Genomic DNA, 19593 nt, shown 5'->3' on the forward strand with positions numbered 1-19593 from the left:
CTTTTCCCGTGCGACGAGTCGCGTTCAGGGGCGGGGCAGGGTGACGCCCACCTGGCCCTGGTATTTGCCGGCGCGGTCCTTGTACGACACGTCGCAGACTTCGTCCGATTCGAAGAACAGCACTTGCGCCACGCCCTCGTTGGCGTAGATCTTGGCCGGCAGCGGCGTGGTGTTGGAAAACTCCAGCGTCACATAGCCTTCCCATTCCGGTTCGAACGGGGTGACATTGACGATGATGCCGCAGCGCGCGTAGGTGGACTTGCCGAGGCAAACGGTCAGCACGCTGCGCGGAATGCGGAAGTATTCCACCGTGCGCGCCAGCGCGAAGCTGTTGGGCGGGATGATGCAATAGCCTTTGCCCGACACTTCGACGAAGGAGTTCGGGTCGAAGCTCTTCGGATCGACGATGGTGCTGTTGATATTGGTGAACACCTTGAATTCGTCGGCGCAGCGGATATCGTAGCCGTAGCTGGAGGTGCCGTAGGAGATCAGCTTCTGGCCGTCGGCGGCCATTTTCACCTGGTTGGCTTCGAACGGCTCTATCATGCCGTGCTCGTCCGCCATGCGGCGGATCCACTTGTCCGATTTGATGCTCATGGTTTTGGGCCTGTGTGTCGATTTCGCAATGGCTGCGATTTTAACCGCTTAGCGCATCGCCAGGCTATGGAAATGGCAAGGCATTGCCTTTGGCGCGGCGGCGAGGCGGGCTTGACCAGGGTCAAGCGCGGCGCGGATTGCGACGATTTGCCGCAGGGCGGGCGCGGCGAGGCGGATATACTAATGCAAATTATTCGCGTTATTGTCAGGATTCTCAACCCATGCCTTCTCTGGATGTTTTTCCCGCCGGCCAAGCCGGCGTGGTGGCCAGCCTGGATCTGGCCGACGAGGTGTTCCGCCGCGTGGCGGCCTTCGGCCTGGTGCCGGGCGGCCGCTTCCATCTGCTCAAGGCCGCGCCCTGGGGCGGCCCGCTATTGCTGGAGGTGGGGGCCACCCGCTTCCTGTTGCGCCGCAGCCTGGCGCGCCGCATCCAGGTGAGGGCCGCGGCATGAAGCGCTTCGCCCTGATAGGCCTGCCCAATACCGGCAAGTCCACCCTGTTCAACCGTCTGACTGGCATGTCGCAGCGGGTGGGCAACTGGCCCGGCCTCACCGTGGACCTGATCAGCGCCCGCTTGCTGCTTGGCGGCAAGATGGTGGAGCTGGTCGACCTGCCCGGCATCAACGACCTGACCGGCTATTCCGACGACGAGGCGGTGGTGCGCGACGTGCTGCTGGCCGCGCCATTCGACGGCGCGGTGCTGGTGCTCAACGCCAGCCAGCTGGATCGCCAGTTGCCGCTGGCCTTGCAAATGATAGCCAGCGGCCTGCCTTGCCTGCTGGCGTTGAACATGGCCGACGAGGCCAGGCTGCTGGGGGTGTCCATCGACGCGGACGCGCTGTCCGAGCGGCTGCGGACGCCGGTTGTCCTGATCTCGGCCAAGCGGATGGAAGGCTGGCCCAGGCTGATGGAGGGGCTGAACCGGCTGGCCTCCCGCGCTGAGCCGGCTGTTCACGCGCAACTGGAGAGCGTGCCGGAATCGCAGCAGGCGATAGACCTGGCCCGCCGCCAGCTGGACGGCTGCTGGCGGCTGCCGCCGGTGCTGCCGACGCTGCTGACGGAAAAGGTCGACCGCTGGCTGCTGCACCCGTGGCTGGGCCTGCCCTTGTTTTTCGCCTTCATGGCGCTGCTGTTCAATCTCACTTACCAGATCGGCACGCCGCTGCAGGACGCGGTCGGCGGCGGCCTGGACTGGGTCAAGGACCACGCGCTGGCGCCGGCGCTTTCTTCCGTGCCGGCCATTCTGCAGAGCCTGTTGCTGGACGGCGTGTGGCAGGGGGTGGCCACGGTGCTGACTTTCGCGCCCATTCTGTTCGTGTTCTTCGTGCTGATGGCGATGGTGGAGGATAGCGGCTATCTGGCGCGCGCGGCATTCCTGACCGACGCGATGATGGCCAGGCTGGGGCTGGACGGCCGCGGCTTCGTGATGCAGCTGATGGGCTTCGGCTGTAATGTGCCGGCCATCCTGGGCACCCGGGTCATGCGCGAGCGCAAGCAGCGGCTGCTGACCATGCTGGTGATCCCGTTTTCCTTGTGCTCGGCGCGGCTGCAGGTAGTGGTGTTCTTCGCCGGCATCCTGTTCAGCAAAAGCCAGGCGCCATGGGTGGTGTCCAGCCTGTATCTGATGACTTTCGTCGCCGCCATCGTCACCGCCTGGGTGTTCAAGCATCGCTATCGCGGCGACGAGGCTTTCTTGCTGGAGGTGCCGCCGTACCGGTTGCCCGGCGCGCGCCACATGCTGGCGCGGGCGACGGGCGAGGTCAGCGCCTTTTTGCGCCTGGCCTCCACTTTCATCCTGGCCGGCGTGGTGATGGTGTGGCTGCTGACCCACATTCCGGCCGGCGGCGGCAAGACGCTGGCCTATGCGCTGGGCGAGGCGATGTCGCCGCTGCTGGACCCGATAGGCATCCGCGCCGAGCTGGCGGTGGCGCTGCTGTTCGGCTTCATCGCCAAGGAGATCCTGCTGGGCAGCCTGGCGGTGATCTACGGCGTGTCGGAGGCTGGCCTGGGCGGGGCGCTGGTCCAGCATCTGGACTGGGCGTCGGCGATGAGCTTCCTGATCTTCACGCTGGTGTACGTGCCCTGCCTGTCCACGGTGGCGGCGATGCAGCGCGAATCCAAGAGCTGGGGCTTCGCCGCGATGTCGGCCGGCTGGTCGGTGCTGTTGGCCTGGCTGCTGTCGTTCGCCTTCTACCAGGGGGTGCATCTGGCGCGCTGAGCGCCTAGAATGACGGCTTGAGTCACCAGAACAACAAGGTAACAATATGCAAGGCGATCCCAAGACCATAGCGCTGCTCAACGACCTGCTGGCCGAAGAGCTGTCCGCCGCCGACCAGTATTTCATCCATGCCGAGATGTACAAGGACATGGGGCTGAACAAGCTGTTCGAACGCATCGACCATGAGCGCGAGGACGAACTGGAGCATGCCCGCGCGCTGATCGCCCGCACCCTGTTCCTGCAAGGCAAGCCCAATGTGGCGCGCCGCGTGCCGATCCAGGTGGGCGAAGACGTGCCGACGATGCTGAAGGCCGATCTGGAGGTGGAATACCGTGTCGGCGCCTTGCTGAAGGAAGTGGTCGCCCATTGCGAGAGCGTGCGCGACTACGTCACCCGCGACGCGCTGATGGTGCTGCTGGAGGAAACCGAGAACGATCACGCCCACTGGCTGGAGCAGCAGCTGAAGCTGATCGAGATGACCGGCCTGGCGAATTACCAGCAGGCGCAGATGTAAGCGTTCGCCGCCATCGACCACATGCCCGGCCAAGCCGGGCATTTTCTTTGCCGCGCGCGCAGGTCTTGACCGCGCTCAGCGCCGCGGCCGGCGTTTTTCCGCACAATCCAGGGCATTCCATTCTCAATTGAAAGATCCCGATGTCCGACGACCATGCGGTAGACCTGTCCGTCACCTGGCTGGGCCGCGCCATGCCCGGCTGCCTGTACAACGCCTCCGGCGTCTGGTGCCGCGAGGAGGACGAGTTGGCGGCGCTGCGCGCTTCCGCCGCCGCCGCGCTGATCACCAAGAGCGCGACGCTGGCGCCGCGCGACGGCAACCCCGAGCCGCGCTACCATCCGACGCCGCTGGGCAGCATCAATTCGATGGGCTTGCCCAATCGCGGCTTCGACTATTACCTGGATTTCGCCCGGCGCTATGGCGACGGCGGCGGCAAGCCGCTGTTCCTGTCCTTGTCCGGTCTGACGCTGGACGACAACTGCGCGATGTTGCGCCGTTTGGCGGAGGCAGGCCTGCCGGCGCTGCCGGAGATCAATCTGTCCTGCCCCAATGTGCCGGGCAAGCCGCAACTGGGCTACGACTTCGGGGCGACGGCCGAAGCGCTGGACGCGTTCGACGCCGCTTATCCCGGACTGTACGGCGTCAAGCTGCCGCCTTACTTCGATCCCGCCCATTTCGCCGCGATGGCGGAGATATTGAACCGCCACCGGCGGCTGGCCTTCGTCACCTGCATCAATTCAATCGGCAACGGCCTGGTGGTGGATGTCGACAGCGAAGCGGTGGTGATCAAGCCCAAGGATGGCCTGGGCGGACTGGGCGGCGATTACGTGCTGCCGACCGCGCTGGCCAATGTGCGCGAGTTTTGCCGGCTGCTGCCGGGCAAGGACGTGGTCGGCTGCGGCGGGGTGAAAAGCGGCCGCGAAGCTTTCATGCACATCCTGGCCGGCGCGCGCGCGGTGCAGGTGGGCACTTGCCTGCATCAGGAAGGGCCGGGCGCTTTCGCCCGCATCGCCGCCGAGCTGGCGGCGCTGATGCGGGCCAAGGGCTACCGCCGCCTCGATGACTTCCGCGGCAGGCTGCGCACCCTGTAGGCGCGGTTCGCTCAATCGAAGCGCCAGCACGCCATCGACAGCGAACCCATCCGCCAGTCGTCGTGCAGCTTGACCGGCGCCGCTTCGTCGTTCGATGCGCCTAGCGCCACCAGCAGCGGCTGGAAGTGTTCGTCGCTGGGATGGTTTTCGTTCGGATAGGGCGCGCGCTGTTGCCAGTGGATGATGTCGTCGCGGCGGTTGTCCCGCAGCGCCTGGTCCATCCAGTCGGCGAAGCCCGCCGCCCAAGGCGCGCGTTCGCTGCCTTCCGGGCTCAGCTCCCACAGATTATGGGTGTAGCTGCCGCTGCCTATCACCAGCACGTTGTCGTCGCGCAGCGGGCGCAAGGCCTGGCCCAGCGCGTAGTGCTCGGCGGCGCCGGCCTGGTGGTGCAGCGAGATCATCACCAGCGGGATGTCGGCCTGGGGGAACATCAGCAGCAGCGGCGTCCACATGCCGTGGTCCAGCGGCCGCTCGGCGGTGGCGGCCACCGGCAGGCCGGCTTGGTCCAGCAGGCCGACCACGCGCTCTGCCAGCGCCGCGTCGGTGGCGGCGGGGTAGCGCAGCGTGCGCAGCACCGGCGGGAAGCCGCCGAAGTCGTACATCGTATCGGGCCGGGGCTGCAGATTGACGGTGAGAGCGCGGGCCTCCCAGTGGGCGGACACGATGACGATGGCGCGCGGGCGCGGCCAGTCGCGGCCCAGTTGCTCCAGGAAGTGGCGGGTGGGGCTGTCTTCTATCGGCAGCGTCGGCGCGCCGTGGGAAATGAACAGCGAGGGTTGTCGGGTAGTCATGATCTGTTGCCTGCAATGAGGGTATGGCAACAGCTTACGCCGGCATGGCGGTTAAAAAAACGCTGGTTTTCTCACTTAATTGTTTACTTTGGTTCAATAAATATCGGCTCAACGCGCGGCCGATGCCGCCACGGGGCGCGGCGCGGGGGCTACGCCGTGTTGCAGCCACAGCAGGCAGCCGGCGCAGAAGATGGCCAGGCCCAGCCAACGCCGCCAGCGGCGGCGCGGCGAGGGGGCGGTTTTGCCCGCCTTGTGGCGGGAAGGGAAGGGGCTGACGGTTTGCATGGCAACTCTCACGTGAATGGCTTTCCATAATAATGATAATGATTATCATTTAAATCAAGAAGGAAGAAAAAGCCGGCGGAGCTTTCGCCCGGCCGGCCGTTCAGCTCAGCGTCAGATCTTCAGGCCCAGCGCCTTGGCCACGCCGGCGCCGTAGGCGGGATCGGCTTTGGCGCAGTTGGCGATGTGGCGGCGCTGGATCGCCTCGTCGACGCCGCCCATCGCGCGGGCGGTGTTGTCGAACAGCACTTGTTGCTGGGCCGGCGTCATCAGCCGGAACAGCGCGCCGGGCTGGCTGTAGTAATCGTCGTCGTCGGCGCGGAAGTCGTAGTGGTAGGCGTTGCCTTGCAGCGCCAGCGGCGGTTCGTCGTATGCCGGCTGCTGCTGCCACTTGCCCTGGCTGTTGGGTTCGTAGCCGATGGTGGCGCCGGCGTTGTTGTCCACCCGCATCGCGCCGTCGCGGTGGTAGCTGTTGTGGAAGGGGCAGCGCGGCGCGTTGACCGGGATCAGGTGGTGATTGACGCCCAGCCGGTAGCGCTCGGCGTCGCCGTAGGCGAACAAGCGGCCTTGCAGCATGCGGTCGGGCGAGAAGCTGATGCCCGGCACCACGTTGGCCGGGTTGAATGCCGCTTGCTCCACCTCGGCGAAGTAGTTTTGCGGATTGCGGTTCAGCTCCAGCACGCCCACTTCGATCAGCGGATAGGCCTTGTGCGACCACACCTTGGTCAGGTCGAAGGGATTGAAGGGACAAGCGTCGGCCTGGGCTTCGGTCATCACCTGGATGTACAGGGTCCAGCGCGGGAAATCGCCGCGCTCTATGCTTTCCAGCAGATCGCGCTGCGCGCTTTCGCGATCGCGGCCCACCAGCGCCTCGGCCTCGGCGTCGCTGAGGTTCTGGATGCCTTGCTGGGTGTGGAAGTGGAACTTCACCCAGTGGCGCTCGCCCTTGGCGCTGATCAGGCTGAAGGTGTGGCTGCCGAAGCCGTGCATGTGGCGGTAGCTGGCCGGGATGCCGCGGTCGCTCATCACGATGGTGACCTGGTGCAGCGCCTCCGGCAACAGGGTCCAGAAGTCCCAGTTGGCGTTGGCGTCGCGCATATTGGTGTACGGATTGCGCTTCACCGCGCGGTTGAGGTCGGGGAATTTCAGCGGGTCGCGCAGGAAGAATACCGGCGTGTTGTTGCCCACCAGGTCCCAGTTGCCTTCCTCGGTGTAGAACTTGACGGCGAAGCCGCGGATGTCGCGTTCGGCGTCGGCCGCGCCGCGCTCGCCTGCCACGGTGGAGAAGCGCAGGAACAGGTCGGTCTGCTTGCCGATGTCGGAAAACAGCGCGGCGCGGGTGTAGCGGCTGATGTCATGGGTGACGGTGAAAGTGCCGAAGGCGCCGGATCCCTTGGCGTGCATCCGCCGCTCAGGAATCACTTCGCGGTCGAAGTGGGCCAGTTTCTCCAGGTACCAGACATCCTGCAGCAGCATCGGACCGCGCGGGCCGGCAGTCTGCACGTTCTGGTTGTCGACGACCGGCGCGCCGGCGGCGGTGGTGAGGTTGTGCTTGCTCATCCTGCTTTCTCCTTGAGTGGGCGAATCTACGGAAGGGAACTCATTGCAGCCAGGCGAAGCCGGACCACATTTCCAGCAAGGCGTTGCGCCAACTTTGCTTCATGACACGCTCCCGATAGTGGATGGCTGCAGTATCCGCAAGTTTCATAGCTTTGTTAAATTAATTGTTTCTGTTTGATAGTTAGATTTAAGCTATGGCCGGCTTTTGTTCAATCTCGCGCCGACGCCGGACGTAAAAAAACCCGGCATGGCCGGGTTCGGAGAGGATGGCGGCGGGCTCAGTCCCAGGGGACGTCGACGCTGCCGGAGGCGGGCGCGGCTTCGGCCTGCGGCTGGTCCAGCGCCGGCAGCGCCTGGCTGTCCTCCAGGCCGCCCAGCGCCTCCACCAGCGCGCTGACCAGTTCGCCCAGCTCTTCGCTCATCAAGAGGAAGGTGGCGGCGAACAGGCTTTCGCGGTCGTCGCCAGCCTGGCTGGCTTCCTCCTGCAGCACGTCCAAGAACTGGATGCGCTTCAGTTGCAGCGTGTCGGTCAGCTGGAAGCGGATCTTTTCATTCCAGATCAGGCCCAGCTTGGTGGCCTGCTTGCCGGTGGCGATGTGCTGGCGGATTTCGTCGCTGGTGAGGTCGATGCGGCTGCAGCGCACCACCGCGCCGTTTTCGCTGCTGTCCTTCAGTTCGCAATCGGCGTCCAGCTCGAAGCCGCCCGGCGCTTCGCCGGCCGCCAGCCAGTCGGTCATCGCCGCGTGCGGCGCCAGCTTGGTGCGCGGCAGGGCGGCGGGGAAGGGCGGCAGCGCCTCGCGCAGCTTGGAAACCAGCGCCTCGGCCTTGCTGGCGGTGCCGGAGTCCACCATCAGCCAGCCGCGCTGGATGTCCAGATAGGCGCTGGTGCGGCCGCTGCGCACGAAGGCGCGCGGCAGCAGGTCGTCGGTGACCTGTTCCTTCAGCGCCAGTTTCTCCTTGCGGCCAACCTTGCGCAGCTCCTTGTCTTCTATCTCCTGCACTTTCATGTCGACGAAGTCGCGGATGACGGAGGCGGGCAGCACCTTGTCTTCGCGCCGCATCGACACCATCAAGCTGCCGCGCGCGGCATAGACCGGAGCGTCCAGATGGCCGGCCGGCGCCACCCAGCCTTCGCTGAACCAATCCAGTCCCATGCAGGGCTGGAACGGACGTTTTTCCAATGCCTGCAACAGCTTGTCAGCGTCGACCAGGCTTTCTGCGTTCAAACGATAAAAAGATAGTTGCCTAAACCACATATTTGTTCCATAATGCGCGTCCTCTGAAGCCGCTGATTGTACCGCAGCAAGCGATGCAGCAGCAGTTTTTCGGAGGCAAGCAGTTTAGCCGGTCGTCGGAGTGTAGCTTAGCCTGGTAGAGCGCTACGTTCGGGACGTAGAGGCCGGAGGTTCGAATCCTCTCACTCCGACCAGTTAAACAAAATAGCTTGTGCAAAAGTTAAATCTGCTGTAAATTACCTTCTCTCGACGCAAGTCGGAAATGAAGTGAATCGGAGTGTAGCTTAGCCTGGTAGAGCGCTACGTTCGGGACGTAGAGGCCGGAGGTTCGAATCCTCTCACTCCGACCAGGATTCAAAAAAAGCCTTGATTTTCCAAAACGAGAATCAGGGCTTTTTTAACAAGTTGGTTTGCCGGTATAGCTCAGTTGGTAGAGCAGCGCATTCGTAATGCGAAGGTCGGGGGTTCGACTCCTCTTACCGGCACCATTCCGACAAACGGAAAAGCCAGTTCTGTTTTCCGAATTTATCTGCGGCAAGCGATTTTGATTGAAATTCAAAAAGAATCAAAAAAACGCTTGCATGAATAAAAGAGCGCAGGTAATATTGTCTTCTCTCGCGACGGAAACGAAGCGAGATAGTGTTGGCGGTTAGCTCAGTTGGTAGAGCATCGGATTTTGATTCCGAGGGTCACAGGTTCGAGCCCTGTATCGCCTGCCAGAAATATGAAAAGCCCCCAGGCGAAAGCTTGGGGGCTTTTCGCATGGCGCGCCGGTGAATGCGCTTGTTTGAATATCCGAATGAAATCGGCAGCATAAATAAAAAAGGCCCGCTTAGCGGGCCTTTTTGCTGTCCGGCTTATTGGCCTTCGGCGGCCAGCAGTGGCGAATAGCCCAGGCTGCGCAGCTTGCTCATCGCGTCGTCGGCTTCGGCGCGGGTTTTGAAGGGGCCCAATTGCACGCGGGTGACGGTGTGGGCGGCGATGCCGTGTTTTTGCAGGTCTTTGACCAGCTTTTGCGCGTTGCCCATGCTGGCGAACAGGCCCAGTTGCACCTGGTAGCCGACCGAGCTGCCGGCGGGCTGCGCCTTGGCGGGGGCTTCGGCGGCGATTTTGGCCGGCGGCGCCTCTTGCTGGGCGGCGGGCTGCGGGGCGGCCGCGGCGTTGCGGGTGGGAGGGGGCGGCTGGCGGGCGGTTTGCGGCGGCGCTTCGCGGGCGGCTGGCGGCGTTTTTTCCGGCGCGGCCGGCTTGTTCTGCGCTGCGGGGTGGGAGGCGCCGGCGTGGCGGCTGGCCTGCTGGTTGGCGACGGCTGGGGTCTTGCTGAGGTCCGGGCTGGCGGGGCTGGTTTCGGCCGGCGTCGCCGGCGCGCGGCTGGCGGGTTCGGCGGCGGGGGCGCTGCTTTGCTCCGCGGCGGCGCTGGCGGCTTTGGGCAGCGCGATGGCGCCGGCTGACGGGCTGGATGCCGCCGGTTTGACGATCTTGCCGGAGCTGGGGCTTTGCGCGTCGCTGCTCATGTCCATCTTGGGTTTGGTCAGCGCGTCCATCAGCGGAATCGCGGCCAGCGCGACGGCAACCAGCCCGCCGGCGATCCATAGCCGTTTTTTCAGCTTGCTGTTGAGGTCGGATTCATTGTCGCCGTCGGCCGGCGGTTGCTGTTGGTTTTGTTCGCGCATGGTGCCTGGATGGAATGTGCAGCACGTGTTTGAAAACACTGCTAAAATAGCGGGTTCGTCAGAATTGGGTAACCCGAGTGGCGTAATAATACTCAAGTTTAGCCACTTGTCTTGTCGTTAGGGAGAATTTATATGGCAATTGAACGTACCTTGTCCATCGTTAAGCCGGACGCCGTAGCCAAGAACGTCATCGGCAAAATCTACGACCGCTTCGAGTCCGCCGGCCTGAAGGTCGTGGCCGCCAAGATGAAGCAGCTGTCGCGCGCCGAAGCCGAGGGCTTCTACGCCGTGCACAAAGAGCGTCCTTTCTTCAAGGACCTGGTTGACTTCATGGTTTCCGGCCCGGTGATGATCCAGGCGCTGGAGGGCGAAAACGCCGTGCTGAAGAACCGCGAACTGATGGGCGCCACCGACCCGAAGAAGGCTGACGCCGGCACCATCCGCGCCGATTTCGCCGAATCGATCGACGCCAACGCCGTTCACGGTTCCGACAGCGTGGAAAACGCTGCCATCGAAGTGGCCTACTTCTTCGCCGCTTCCGAGATCAGCTCGCGCTAATCTCAGATATAGGTAGTTGATCGACCGGAGGCTGCCGTCGTCTGAGGCGGCCTCTTTTCCCTCTTGAGGATTGCATGAAAACCAACCTGCTCGACTTCAATCTGGACCAACTCACCCAGCATTTCGCAGAAATGGGCGAGAAGCCGTTCCGCGCCAAGCAAGTGATGCGCTGGATGCACCAGATGGCCGAAGCCGATTTCGACGCGATGACCGACCTTGCCAAGAGCCTGCGCGCCAAGCTGCACGAGCGCGCCGTGGTGGGCGTGCCTTCGCTGATGACCGGGCAGGAGTCCAGTGATGGCACCCGCAAGTGGCTGCTCGACGTCGGCACCGGCAACGGTGTGGAAACCGTGTTCATTCCGGAAGACGACCGCGGCACCTTGTGCGTGTCATCCCAGGTGGGTTGCGCGCTGGAGTGCACGTTCTGCTCCACCGGCCGCCAGGGATTCAACCGCAACCTCAGCACCGCCGAGATCATCGGCCAGCTGTGGTGGGCGAACAAGGCGATGGGCGTGACGCCGAAAAACGAGCGTGTGGTGTCCAACGTGGTGATGATGGGCATGGGCGAGCCGCTGGCCAACTTCGACAACGTGGTCAGCGCGATGCAGATCATGCTGGACGACCATGGCTACGGTTTGAGCCGCCGCCGCGTGACGCTGTCCACCTCCGGCCTGGTGCCGCAAATGGACCGGCTGCGCGAGGAGTGCCCGGTGGCGCTGGCGGTGTCGCTGCATGCGCCGAACGACGCGATCCGCGACGAAATCGTGCCCATCAACAAGAAATATCCGCTGGCGGAGCTGATGGCGGCCTGCCGTCGCTATCTGGAAAAGGCGCCGCGCGATTTCATCACCTTCGAATATGTGATGCTTGACGGGGTCAACGATAGACCGGAACATGCTCGCCAATTGCTGGAATTGGTGCGGGAGGTGCCGTGCAAGTTCAACCTGATCCCGTTCAACCCGTTCCCTAACTCGGGTTATGATCGCTCCAGCAACAACGCGATTCGCATTTTCCGTGAAATTCTGCAAGAACGAGGATATGTGGTCACGGTGCGCAAGACGCGCGGCGACGACATCGACGCCGCCTGCGGCCAGCTGGCCGGCCAGGTGCAGGACAAGACGCGGCGCCAGGCCAAGTGGATGCAGATAGTCGAGGACAAGAAACTATGATGACATGGCGAAAGTGGTGGGCTGGATGGCTGTTGGCATTTGGCGTTTCCACTTTCGCCATGGCCGCGGGCAACGTCCGCGAGCTGGCGCAGATCCGCAGCCAGCTGGCGGTGGAGTATGCCCGCATCGGCAATCTGAAATCGGCGCTGGACAACGCCAACCAGGCGGTGAAGGCGGATCCGTCCTTCATCACCGCCTACGTGACCCGCGCCTACGTGCTGGGCCTGCTGCAGCAGAACGGTCTGGCCGAAGACGACTTCCGGCAGGCGCTGCGGCTGGATCCGGCCAATTCGGAAGCCAACAACAATTACGGTCTGTTCCTGTGCGAGCACGGCCGGGCACAGGATTCGCTGGCGCTGTTCCAGAAGGCGCTGGCCAATCCGCTGTACGACGCGCCGCAAGCGGCCTACCTCAATCTGGGGCGCTGCAGCGCCAAGCTGGGGCAAACCGAGCAGGCCAACGATTACCTGCTGGGCGCGCTGCGGCTGGCGCCGGACTATGCGCCGGCGCTGCGCGAACTGGCCGAAATGCACCTGGGCCTGGGCAACGCCAAGCTCGCCGCCTTCTATTTCGGACGGCTGCGCAACGGCGGCCAAAACGGTTTGACCGCGGCCGACCTGTGGCTGGGAGCCAGAATCGCCCGCAAGACCGGTGACGGCGCTTTGGAAGGCGAATGCGCCAATGCGCTGAAAAACCGGTATCCGGACTCCAGGGAAACACAACTGCTGTTGAGTGGAAGCTGAGGATGGAAAAAAAAATCGAACATCACGACTCGCCTATGCCCAGCGGTATCGGCGCCCGCTTGAAAGCCGCCCGCGAAGCGGCCGGCCTTGGCCTGGGGGAAGTGGCTGACAGGCTGAAACTGTCGCTCAGGCAATTGGACGCAATAGAACGCGACGATTTCGACGCGCTGCCGGGCGCGACCTTCGTCCGCGGCTTTGTCCGCAATTACGCGCGCTTTCTGGAAGTGGATCCCGAGCCGCTGATGCAGGCGCTGGAGCAGCATTTCCCATCCGCGGTCAATGAAGTGGCCAATCTGGTCAAGGGCACCGCGGCGCGCGAAACCGCTCATGAAGCGGAAGAGCCGGAACCGGCGCCGGCCGGCGGCGGCGCCGGCAAATGGTTGGCCTTGCTGGTGGTGGCGGCCGCATTGGCCGGCGGCGGCGCCTGGTACGCCAACCGCGACGCCGACTCCGCCGCCAAGCAGGCCGGCAGCGCCGACAACCAGCTGGCGCCGATGCTGACCCAGCAACGTGAGGCCTCGGCCGCGCAGGCCGTTGCGCCCGCAGCGGACAAGGCCGCTTCCGCGCCGGTTGCCGCGGCTCCGGCGCCCGCTGCGCAGGGCAAGCCGCAGGCGTCGGCTCCGCAGGCCGCCGCCAAGCCAGTGGCGAAGCCCGTGGCCAGCGCCGCGGCCGCGGTAAAAGTCGCCAAGCCTGCCGCCGCCAGCGCGCCGCAGGCAGAAGGAAGTGACCGCGTCAGCGTCAATGTCAAGGACGCGGCCTGGGTGTCGGTGCAGGACGCCAATGGCCGCCGCCTGATCTATCAGGTGATGCAGCCGGGCAACGCCACCGAAGTGACCGGCCTCGCGCCGTTCAAGGTGGTGGTGGGCAACGCCAGCCAGGTGGAACTGAACTACAACGGCAAGCCGGTGGATTTGAGCGGCAAGATCCGCGGCACCACCGCCAAGATTCAACTCAAGTAATGCGTAGGGTAGCGAATGGATAGCGTGAACATCGCGCGCCGCCTGACCCGCCAGGTGCGGGTGGGGCATGTTTTGGTGGGCTCGGACGCGCCGGTGGTGGTGCAGTCGATGACCAATACCGACACCGCCGACGCGGCCGCCACTGTGGAACAGGTGTACCAGCTGGCTCAGGCCGGCTCCGAAGTCGTGCGCATCACCGTCAACTCGCCGGAGGCTGCGGCCCAGGTGGCGGAAATTCGCCGCCGGCTCGACGATATGGGCTGCGACGCGCCGCTGGTCGGCGATTTCCACTTCAACGGCGACCGCCTGCTGAAGGAATTCCCGGACTGCGCGAAGGCGCTGGCCAAGTACCGGATCAACCCGGGCAATGTCGGCAAGGGCGCCAAGGGCGACGACAAGTTCGCCTTCATGATCCGCACCGCGATGGAGCATGACAAGGCGGTGCGCATCGGCGTCAACTGGGGCAGCCTGGACCAGGCGCTGCTGGCGCGGATGATGGACGCCAACAGCCGCGCCGCCCAGCCGCTGCCGCTGCCCAAGCTGATGCAGGAGGCGCTGATCGTGTCGGCGCTGGAGTCGGCCGAGAAAGCGGTGGAGCTCGGCCTGTCGCCGAACAACATCATTCTGTCGTGCAAGGTCAGCAATGTGCAGGATCTGATCAGCGTCTACCGCGAGTTGGGCGGCCGCTGCGATTACCCCTTGCACCTGGGGCTGACCGAGGCCGGCATGGGCAGCAAGGGCATCGTCGCCTCCAGCGCCGCGCTGGCGGTATTGCTGCAGGAAGGCATCGGCGACACCATCCGCATCTCGCTGACGCCGCAGCCGGGCGAGGCGCGCACCAAGGAAGTGGTGGTGGCGCAGGAGCTGCTGCAGACCATGGGCCTGCGCAGCTTCACGCCGCTGGTCACCGCCTGTCCCGGCTGCGGCCGCACCACCAGCACTTTCTTCCAGGAACTGGCCGACCATATCCAGGGCTATCTGCGCGAGCAGATGCCGGTATGGCGCTTGCAGTACCCGGGCGTCGAGGACATGAAAGTGGCGGTGATGGGTTGCGTGGTGAACGGCCCGGGCGAATCCAAGCTCGCCGACATCGGCATCAGCTTGCCCGGCACCGGCGAAGTGCCGGTGGCGCCGGTGTATGTCGATGGCCAGAAGGATGTGACGCTGAAGGGCGACAACATCCCGGCGGAATTCACCGCCATCGTCGACGACTATGTGCGAACCCGTTACGGCGAGGGCGGCGCCAAGCGCCGCGAGGCGCCGGCGCCTCGCACCATTCCCATCCGTCCGGTGGACGCCAGATAATTCAGATCAAGCGGATACAAGAAGACAGCAATGAGTCAGAAATACCAAGCGGTCAAGGGCATGAACGATGTGCTGCCGGCCGAGTCGTACCAGTGGGAATATTTTGAAGGGGTGCTGCGCAAGCTGCTGGCCGATTACGGCTACCAGAACATCCGCACCCCCATCGTCGAGGGCACGCCGCTGTTCGTGCGCTCCATCGGCGAGGTGACCGACATCGTCGAGAAGGAAATGTACACCTTCGTAGACAGCCTGAACGGCGACAGCCTGACGCTGCGCCCGGAAGGCACCGCCGGCACCCTGCGCGCGGTGGTCGAGCACAATCTGCTCTACAACGCCGCGCCCAAGCTGTGGTACATGGGGCCGATGTACCGCCATGAGCGCCCGCAGAAGGGCCGCTACCGCCAGTTCCACCAGGTGGGCGTGGAGGCGCTGGGCCTGGCCGGTCCGGACATCGACGCCGAAATCATCGCGATGACCGCCGATCTGTGGCGCCGCCTGGGCATCAGCCAGTACGTGCGGCTGGAGATCAACTCGCTGGGCAACGCCGAAGAGCGCGCCGCCCACCGCGAGGCGCTGATCGCGTATCTGGAGGGCCACGTCGACATCCTGGACGAGGACGGCAAGCGCCGCCTGTACACCAACCCGCTGCGCGTGCTGGACACCAAGAACCCGGCGCTGCAGGAGATGGCCGACAACGCGCCCAAGTTGTCCGACTACCTGGGCGAGGAGTCGCGCGCCCACTATGCCGGCTGGAAGGCGATGATCGCCGCGCTGGGCATAGAATTCGTCGAAAATCCGCGCTTGGTGCGCGGTCTCGATTACTATAACCGCTCGGTGTTCGAGTGGGTGACCAGCGAGCTGGGCGCCCAGGGCACCGTCTGCGCCGGCGGCCGCTACGACGGACTGGTGGAGCAACTGGGCGGCAAGGCCGCGCCCGGCATCGGCTTCGGCATGGGCATGGAGCGCGTGCTCCTGCTGTTGCAGGACAAGAACCTGTTGCCGGCGCAGCGCAGCGTCGATGTCTACCTGGTCAACCAGGGCGAGGGCGCAGGCCTGTACTCGATGAAACTGGCGCAAACCCTGCGCGCCGCCGGCTACTCGGTGGTGCAGCATCTGGGCGAAGCCAGCTTCAAGTCGCAAATGAAAAAGGCTGACGGCAGCGGCGCCGAGTTCGCGCTGATCGTCGGTGAAAACGAAATCCAGGCCGGTCAGGTGGTGATCAAGGCGCTGCGCGCCGACATCGCCCAGCAGACCGTGGCGGCCGATGCGGTTCTGGCCACCCTCGCCACTCTGAAAGCTTGATAGAAAGGGGAACGCAATGGCGTTCGACTTGCAGGAACAGGAACAGATCGATTCGCTGAAGGCATTCTGGCAGCAATGGGGCAAGCTGATCGGCGGCGCGGTGCTGGCGGTTTGCCTGGGCACCTTCGGCTTCAAGGGCTACCAGTGGCACCAGAAGGAGCAGTCCGAGAAAGCCGCCGCAGCCTATGAGGCGGTGGACAGCGCGGTGGCCGCCAAGGACATCGCCAAGCTGAAGTCCGCGGCCCAGCTGCTGCAGGGCGAATACGCCGGCACCATCTACGCCAGCCGCAGCGCGCTGGTGCTGGCCAAGGCCGCGTTCGACAAGAACGACCCGGCGCTGGCGGCCAGCCAGCTGGAATGGGCGGCGAAAAACGGCAAGGATGAGGCGATCCAGGCCATCGCCCGCATGCGCCTGGCCTCGCTGCACCTGGATCAGAAGCAGTACGACGCCGCCATCTCCGAGCTGAATCAGGAGCACCCGGCCGCTTTCGACGCGCAGTACCTGGAGCTGAAGGGCGATGTGTTCGTCGCCAAGGGCGACAACGCCGCCGCCCGCGACGCTTACAAGGCCGCCCTGGCCAAGCTGGTGGAAGAAAGCCCGGTCCGCCAGCTGGTCCAGACCAAACTCGACGCGCTGGGAGCCTGACCGCATGCGCCGCCAACTGTTGCTTACCACCGTTCTGTCCTCGATGCTGCTGGCCGGCTGCGCCAGCTGGTTCGAAGGCTCTTCCCAGTTCCAGCCGACGCCGCTGGCCAACATCAAGCCGCTGCAGGCGCTGGATGTGAAATGGTCGCTGCAGCAGGCGGGCCCGGCGTCCAGCTTCCTGCCGGTCTACGATAGCGGCAATGTGGTGAGCGCCGACGCCGAAGGCCGCATCCGCAGCGTCGACGCGCTCAGCGGCCGCGTGCAGGCCGATGTGGCGCTCAAGCGCGCGCTCGCCAGCGGCGTCGCCGTCAGCGGCGACGTGGTGCTGGTCGGCAGCGCCGACGCCAAGCTGCTGGCGGTGGACCGCAAGAGCGGCAAGATCGTCTGGCAGCAGCCGCTGACCAGCCTGATGCTGGAGGCGCCGCAGATCGCCGGCGACATCGTGGTGGTGCGCACCAACGACGCCCGCCTGACCGGCTTCAGCCTGGCGGACGGCAAGCAGCAGTGGTCGGTGGGCAATGTGCTGCCGCAACTGACCGTGCGCAACAACGGTTCGATGCGCGCGGTGGGCAAGGAGGCGGTGATGGTGGGGCAGGCCGGCGGCCGCCTGGACATCGTCAATCCGCAGACCGGCAACACGCTGTGGCAAGGCGCGGTGGCCACGCCGCGCGGCGCCACCGAGCTGGAGCGCGTCACCGACGTGACCAGCCGCCCGGCTTACGACGGCGGCCAGGTGTGCGCGGTGGCCTACCAGGGCCGCGTCGCCTGCTTCGAGGCGCGCAACGGCAGCCTGTTGTGGGGCCGCGAGGTGTCGTCCAGCCGCGGTTTGGCCATGGACGCGCGCAATGTCTACGTGACGGCCGAGGACGGCTCGATCTGGGCTTACGACCGCCAGAGCGGGCGCAATCTCTGGAAAAACGATGAACTCAAGTACCGCAATGTTTCCGGCCCGGCCATGATCGGGCGCTTCGTGCTGGTTGTGGATGGCGAAGGCTATGCCCATCTGCTATCCAACGAGAGCGGCAGCATTGTCGGACGCAGCAAGATCGGCACCTCCGGGCCGGTCAATCAACCGGTATCGCTCGGTTCCTCCGCCCTGATCCAGGGGCAGGACGGCCGCCTGGCGATGCTGAATCTGGGATAAAAAGCAGTATTACATGAAACCTACCGTAGCTCTGGTCGGCCGCCCAAATGTGGGCAAGTCGACCCTCTTCAACCGGCTGACCCGCAGCCGCGACGCCTTGGTCGCCGACCAGCCGGGCCTGACGCGCGACCGCCACTACGGCCAAGGCCGCGTGGGCGAGAAGCCGTACCTGGTGGTCGACACCGGCGGTTTCGAGCCGGTGGTCGACGAAGGCATCCTGTTCGAAATGGCCAAGCAGACGCTGCAGGCCGTCGACGAGGCGGACGCCGTGGTGTTCCTGGTGGACGGCCGCTCCGGCCTGACGCCGCAAGACAAGATCATCGCCAACCGCCTGCGCCAGCTTGACCGTCCGGTCTACCTGGCGGTCAACAAGGCCGAGGGCATGCGCCACGCCATCGCCGGCGCCGAGTTCCACGAACTGGCGCTGGGCGAGCCGCTGGTGATTTCCGCCGCCCACGGCGACGGCGTGCGCGAACTGATGGAACTGGTGCTGGAAACCTTCCCTGACGAAGTGGAGGAAGAAGAAAGCCGCCATCCGAAGTTTGCCGTCATCGGCCGGCCCAATGTCGGCAAATCCACGCTGGTGAACGCCATCCTGGGCGAAGAGCGGGTGATCGCATTCGACCAGGCCGGCACCACGCGCGACAGCATCTATATTGATTTTGAGCGCGAAGGCCATACCTATACCATCATCGACACCGCAGGCGTGCGCCGCCGCGCCAAGGTCAACGAGATGCTGGAGAAGTTTTCCGTCATCAAGACCATGAAGGCGATCGAAGACGCCAACGTCGCGGTGCTGGTGCTGGACGCGCAGCTGGACATCTCCGAGCAGGACGCCACCATCGCCGGCTTCGCGCTGGAGGCGGGGCGCGCGCTGGTGGTGGCGGTCAACAAGTGGGACAACCTGGACAGCGAGCAGAAGGACAATGTTCGCCGCGAGATCGCCCGCAAGCTGAACTTCCTCGATTTTGCGAAGTTTCATTACATCTCGGCCATCGAGGGCCGCGGTGTGGCAGACTTGTTCAAATCCATCGACGAAGCCTATCGCGCGGCGATGGTGAAGCTGGCGACGCCGAAGCTGACGCGGGTGTTGCAGGTGGCGCTGGAGCGCCAGCAGCCGCCGCGTTCGGGCCTGATCCGTCCCAAGATGCGCTATGCGCACCAGGGCGGCCAGAACCCGCCGATCATCGTCGTGCACGGCAACGCGCTGGACAATATACCGGCCAGTTACACCCGCTATCTGGAACATACTTTCCGGAAAGTGTTCAAACTGCAGGGTACCCCGCTGAGGGTGCAGTACAAGTCGTCGGAAAACCCGTTCGACACCGAGGAAGGCAAGGAAAAGTCTCGCGCCAAGCCCAAGCCGATGTCCAAGATGCGGGGCAGGGAAAAAGAAGTTCGCTACGGCAAAAGCAGCAAAAAATAGTACGGCGGAATGTTTTCTGCTAAAAATAAGCAGGCCGCCGCTGTTCGCTGCATAGTCAATACAACAATCAACGATTCGGAGAAAAACGAATGAGCTCTAAAGGGCAAATGTTACAAGACCCGTTCCTGAATATCCTGCGCAAGGAACACGTGCCGGTCTCCATCTATCTGGTCAACGGCATCAAGCTGCAGGGTCAGGTCGAATCCTTCGACCAGTACGTGGTGCTGCTGAAGAACACTGTGACCCAGATGGTCTATAAGCACGCCATCTCCACCGTGGTGCCGGCCCGCCCGGTCAGCATCCCGCACGAACATCCGGCGCAAAAGCAGGAACAGGCGCAGGACGCTTAAGGCGCCGCCGCACAGACCGGGCCGATTGGCCGC

At 64.4% G+C, this 19593-nt stretch carries 20 protein-coding genes and 3 tRNA genes; 17 read left to right on the forward strand and 6 right to left on the reverse strand.

Annotated elements, in window-relative coordinates; all coding sequences use genetic code 11:
• Positions 1-24: 24 nt before the first annotated feature.
• Positions 25-597: a dCTP deaminase gene (gene dcd, locus U6115_RS06565; RefSeq protein ID WP_043576322.1), complete on the reverse strand. Its 573-nt coding sequence runs from the start codon at positions 595-597 to the stop codon at positions 25-27.
• 221 nt (positions 598-818) lie between these two features.
• Here dcd and U6115_RS06570 point away from each other — a divergent pair, with 221 nt between their 5' ends.
• The 4 genes from U6115_RS06570 to U6115_RS06585 all read left to right on the forward strand — a co-directional run bounded on the left by U6115_RS06570 (position 819) and on the right by U6115_RS06585 (position 4420).
• Positions 819-1049: a FeoA family protein gene (locus U6115_RS06570; protein ID WP_047236362.1), complete on the forward strand. Its 231-nt coding sequence runs from the start codon at positions 819-821 to the stop codon at positions 1047-1049.
• Positions 1046-2815, forward strand: coding sequence for a ferrous iron transport protein B (feoB, locus tag U6115_RS06575; protein ID WP_043576319.1), 1770 nt, complete (start codon positions 1046-1048; stop codon positions 2813-2815). Before U6115_RS06570 ends, feoB begins: the two co-directional genes overlap by 4 nt.
• A 46-nt stretch (positions 2816-2861) precedes the next feature.
• On the forward strand, positions 2862-3329 hold the full coding sequence (bfr, locus tag U6115_RS06580; RefSeq protein WP_043576317.1) for a bacterioferritin: 468 nt from the start codon (positions 2862-2864) through the stop codon (positions 3327-3329).
• 140 nt (positions 3330-3469) lie between these two features.
• Positions 3470-4420, forward strand: a complete 951-nt coding sequence (locus tag U6115_RS06585; protein ID WP_076098112.1) for a dihydroorotate oxidase — start codon at positions 3470-3472, stop codon at positions 4418-4420.
• A gap of 11 nt (positions 4421-4431) precedes the next feature.
• On the opposite strand, the gene U6115_RS06590 is transcribed toward U6115_RS06585, so the two are convergent.
• The 4 genes from U6115_RS06590 to U6115_RS06605 all read right to left on the reverse strand — a co-directional run bounded on the left by U6115_RS06590 (position 4432) and on the right by U6115_RS06605 (position 8309).
• Positions 4432-5211: a DODA-type extradiol aromatic ring-opening family dioxygenase gene (locus U6115_RS06590; RefSeq protein WP_043576315.1), complete on the reverse strand. Its 780-nt coding sequence runs from the start codon at positions 5209-5211 to the stop codon at positions 4432-4434.
• A 108-nt stretch (positions 5212-5319) separates the two neighbouring features.
• On the reverse strand, positions 5320-5496 hold the full coding sequence (locus U6115_RS06595) for a hypothetical protein (protein WP_155294746.1): 177 nt from the start codon (positions 5494-5496) through the stop codon (positions 5320-5322).
• Positions 5497-5607: 111 nt separating this feature from the next.
• A complete protein-coding gene (locus tag U6115_RS06600; protein ID WP_043576313.1) occupies positions 5608-7053 on the reverse strand; it encodes a catalase in 1446 nt (481 codons plus the stop codon).
• Positions 7054-7331: 278 nt separating this feature from the next.
• On the reverse strand, positions 7332-8309 hold the full coding sequence (locus U6115_RS06605) for a recombination-associated protein RdgC (protein ID WP_043576309.1): 978 nt from the start codon (positions 8307-8309) through the stop codon (positions 7332-7334).
• Positions 8310-8405: 96 nt separating this feature from the next.
• Here U6115_RS06605 and U6115_RS06610 point away from each other — a divergent pair.
• The 3 genes from U6115_RS06610 (at position 8406) to U6115_RS06620 (ending at position 8776) form a co-directional block, all read left to right on the forward strand.
• Positions 8406-8482 (forward strand) — tRNA-Pro (locus U6115_RS06610).
• Between the two features lie 79 nt (positions 8483-8561).
• Positions 8562-8638 (forward strand) — tRNA-Pro (locus U6115_RS06615).
• 62 nt (positions 8639-8700) lie between these two features.
• Positions 8701-8776, forward strand: a tRNA-Thr gene (locus U6115_RS06620).
• A 369-nt stretch (positions 8777-9145) separates the two neighbouring features.
• Here the strand turns inward: U6115_RS06620 and U6115_RS06625 are convergent.
• Positions 9146-9958, reverse strand: a complete 813-nt coding sequence (locus U6115_RS06625) for an SPOR domain-containing protein (protein ID WP_043576307.1) — start codon at positions 9956-9958, stop codon at positions 9146-9148.
• Between the two features lie 132 nt (positions 9959-10090).
• Between U6115_RS06625 and ndk the strand changes: the two genes are divergently transcribed.
• The 10 genes from ndk (at position 10091) to hfq (ending at position 19560) form a co-directional block, all read left to right on the forward strand.
• The gene (ndk, locus tag U6115_RS06630; protein WP_043576304.1) at positions 10091-10516 is read left to right on the forward strand and encodes a nucleoside-diphosphate kinase; all 426 of its coding nucleotides are present in this window, start codon (positions 10091-10093) and stop codon (positions 10514-10516) included.
• Positions 10517-10590: 74 nt separating this feature from the next.
• Positions 10591-11685, forward strand: coding sequence for a dual-specificity RNA methyltransferase RlmN (gene rlmN, locus U6115_RS06635; RefSeq protein ID WP_043576302.1), 1095 nt, complete (start codon positions 10591-10593; stop codon positions 11683-11685).
• Between the two features lie 32 nt (positions 11686-11717).
• On the forward strand, positions 11718-12428 hold the full coding sequence (pilW, locus tag U6115_RS06640; protein WP_047236366.1) for a type IV pilus biogenesis/stability protein PilW: 711 nt from the start codon (positions 11718-11720) through the stop codon (positions 12426-12428).
• 2 nt (positions 12429-12430) lie between these two features.
• A complete protein-coding gene (locus U6115_RS06645; protein WP_043576298.1) occupies positions 12431-13387 on the forward strand; it encodes a helix-turn-helix domain-containing protein in 957 nt (318 codons plus the stop codon).
• A 15-nt stretch (positions 13388-13402) separates the two neighbouring features.
• A complete protein-coding gene (ispG, locus tag U6115_RS06650; RefSeq protein ID WP_043576295.1) occupies positions 13403-14692 on the forward strand; it encodes a flavodoxin-dependent (E)-4-hydroxy-3-methylbut-2-enyl-diphosphate synthase in 1290 nt (429 codons plus the stop codon).
• A 30-nt stretch (positions 14693-14722) separates the two neighbouring features.
• Positions 14723-15994 (forward strand): histidine--tRNA ligase, encoded by a 1272-nt coding sequence (gene hisS, locus U6115_RS06655; protein ID WP_043576293.1) that lies wholly within the window; start codon positions 14723-14725, stop codon positions 15992-15994.
• Between the two features lie 16 nt (positions 15995-16010).
• Positions 16011-16640: a YfgM family protein gene (locus tag U6115_RS06660; protein WP_043576291.1), complete on the forward strand. Its 630-nt coding sequence runs from the start codon at positions 16011-16013 to the stop codon at positions 16638-16640.
• Between the two features lie 4 nt (positions 16641-16644).
• Positions 16645-17784, forward strand: a complete 1140-nt coding sequence (gene bamB, locus U6115_RS06665) for an outer membrane protein assembly factor BamB (RefSeq protein ID WP_043576288.1) — start codon at positions 16645-16647, stop codon at positions 17782-17784.
• A gap of 13 nt (positions 17785-17797) precedes the next feature.
• Positions 17798-19210: a ribosome biogenesis GTPase Der gene (der, locus tag U6115_RS06670; protein WP_043576286.1), complete on the forward strand. Its 1413-nt coding sequence runs from the start codon at positions 17798-17800 to the stop codon at positions 19208-19210.
• A gap of 89 nt (positions 19211-19299) precedes the next feature.
• Positions 19300-19560, forward strand: coding sequence for an RNA chaperone Hfq (gene hfq, locus U6115_RS06675; RefSeq protein ID WP_043576283.1), 261 nt, complete (start codon positions 19300-19302; stop codon positions 19558-19560).
• The last annotated feature ends 33 nt before the right edge of the window (positions 19561-19593 follow it).

It is taken from the genome of Chromobacterium subtsugae (assembly GCF_035919665.1).
In the GTDB taxonomy this organism is placed as follows: Bacteria; Pseudomonadota; Gammaproteobacteria; order Burkholderiales; family Chromobacteriaceae; genus Chromobacterium; species Chromobacterium subtsugae.

Bases quoted from the DNA above. Each gene is read 5' to 3' on its own strand.
- dcd (WP_043576322.1), bottom strand. From the start codon at position 597: ATGAGCATCAAATCGGACAAGTGGATCCGCCGCATGGCGGACGAGCAC.
- U6115_RS06570 (WP_047236362.1), top strand. From the start codon at position 819: ATGCCTTCTCTGGATGTTTTTCCCGCCGGCCAAGCCGGCGTGGTGGCC.
- feoB (WP_043576319.1), top strand. From the start codon at position 1,046: ATGAAGCGCTTCGCCCTGATAGGCCTGCCCAATACCGGCAAGTCCACC.
- bfr (WP_043576317.1), top strand. From the start codon at position 2,862: ATGCAAGGCGATCCCAAGACCATAGCGCTGCTCAACGACCTGCTGGCC.
- U6115_RS06585 (WP_076098112.1), top strand. From the start codon at position 3,470: ATGTCCGACGACCATGCGGTAGACCTGTCCGTCACCTGGCTGGGCCGC.
- U6115_RS06590 (WP_043576315.1), bottom strand. From the start codon at position 5,211: ATGACTACCCGACAACCCTCGCTGTTCATTTCCCACGGCGCGCCGACG.
- U6115_RS06595 (WP_155294746.1), bottom strand. From the start codon at position 5,496: ATGCAAACCGTCAGCCCCTTCCCTTCCCGCCACAAGGCGGGCAAAACC.
- U6115_RS06600 (WP_043576313.1), bottom strand. From the start codon at position 7,053: ATGAGCAAGCACAACCTCACCACCGCCGCCGGCGCGCCGGTCGTCGAC.
- U6115_RS06605 (WP_043576309.1), bottom strand. From the start codon at position 8,309: ATGTGGTTTAGGCAACTATCTTTTTATCGTTTGAACGCAGAAAGCCTG.
- U6115_RS06625 (WP_043576307.1), bottom strand. From the start codon at position 9,958: ATGCGCGAACAAAACCAACAGCAACCGCCGGCCGACGGCGACAATGAA.
- ndk (WP_043576304.1), top strand. From the start codon at position 10,091: ATGGCAATTGAACGTACCTTGTCCATCGTTAAGCCGGACGCCGTAGCC.
- rlmN (WP_043576302.1), top strand. From the start codon at position 10,591: ATGAAAACCAACCTGCTCGACTTCAATCTGGACCAACTCACCCAGCAT.
- U6115_RS06645 (WP_043576298.1), top strand. From the start codon at position 12,431: ATGGAAAAAAAAATCGAACATCACGACTCGCCTATGCCCAGCGGTATC.
- ispG (WP_043576295.1), top strand. From the start codon at position 13,403: ATGGATAGCGTGAACATCGCGCGCCGCCTGACCCGCCAGGTGCGGGTG.
- hisS (WP_043576293.1), top strand. From the start codon at position 14,723: ATGAGTCAGAAATACCAAGCGGTCAAGGGCATGAACGATGTGCTGCCG.
- U6115_RS06660 (WP_043576291.1), top strand. From the start codon at position 16,011: ATGGCGTTCGACTTGCAGGAACAGGAACAGATCGATTCGCTGAAGGCA.
- bamB (WP_043576288.1), top strand. From the start codon at position 16,645: ATGCGCCGCCAACTGTTGCTTACCACCGTTCTGTCCTCGATGCTGCTG.
- der (WP_043576286.1), top strand. From the start codon at position 17,798: ATGAAACCTACCGTAGCTCTGGTCGGCCGCCCAAATGTGGGCAAGTCG.
- hfq (WP_043576283.1), top strand. From the start codon at position 19,300: ATGAGCTCTAAAGGGCAAATGTTACAAGACCCGTTCCTGAATATCCTG.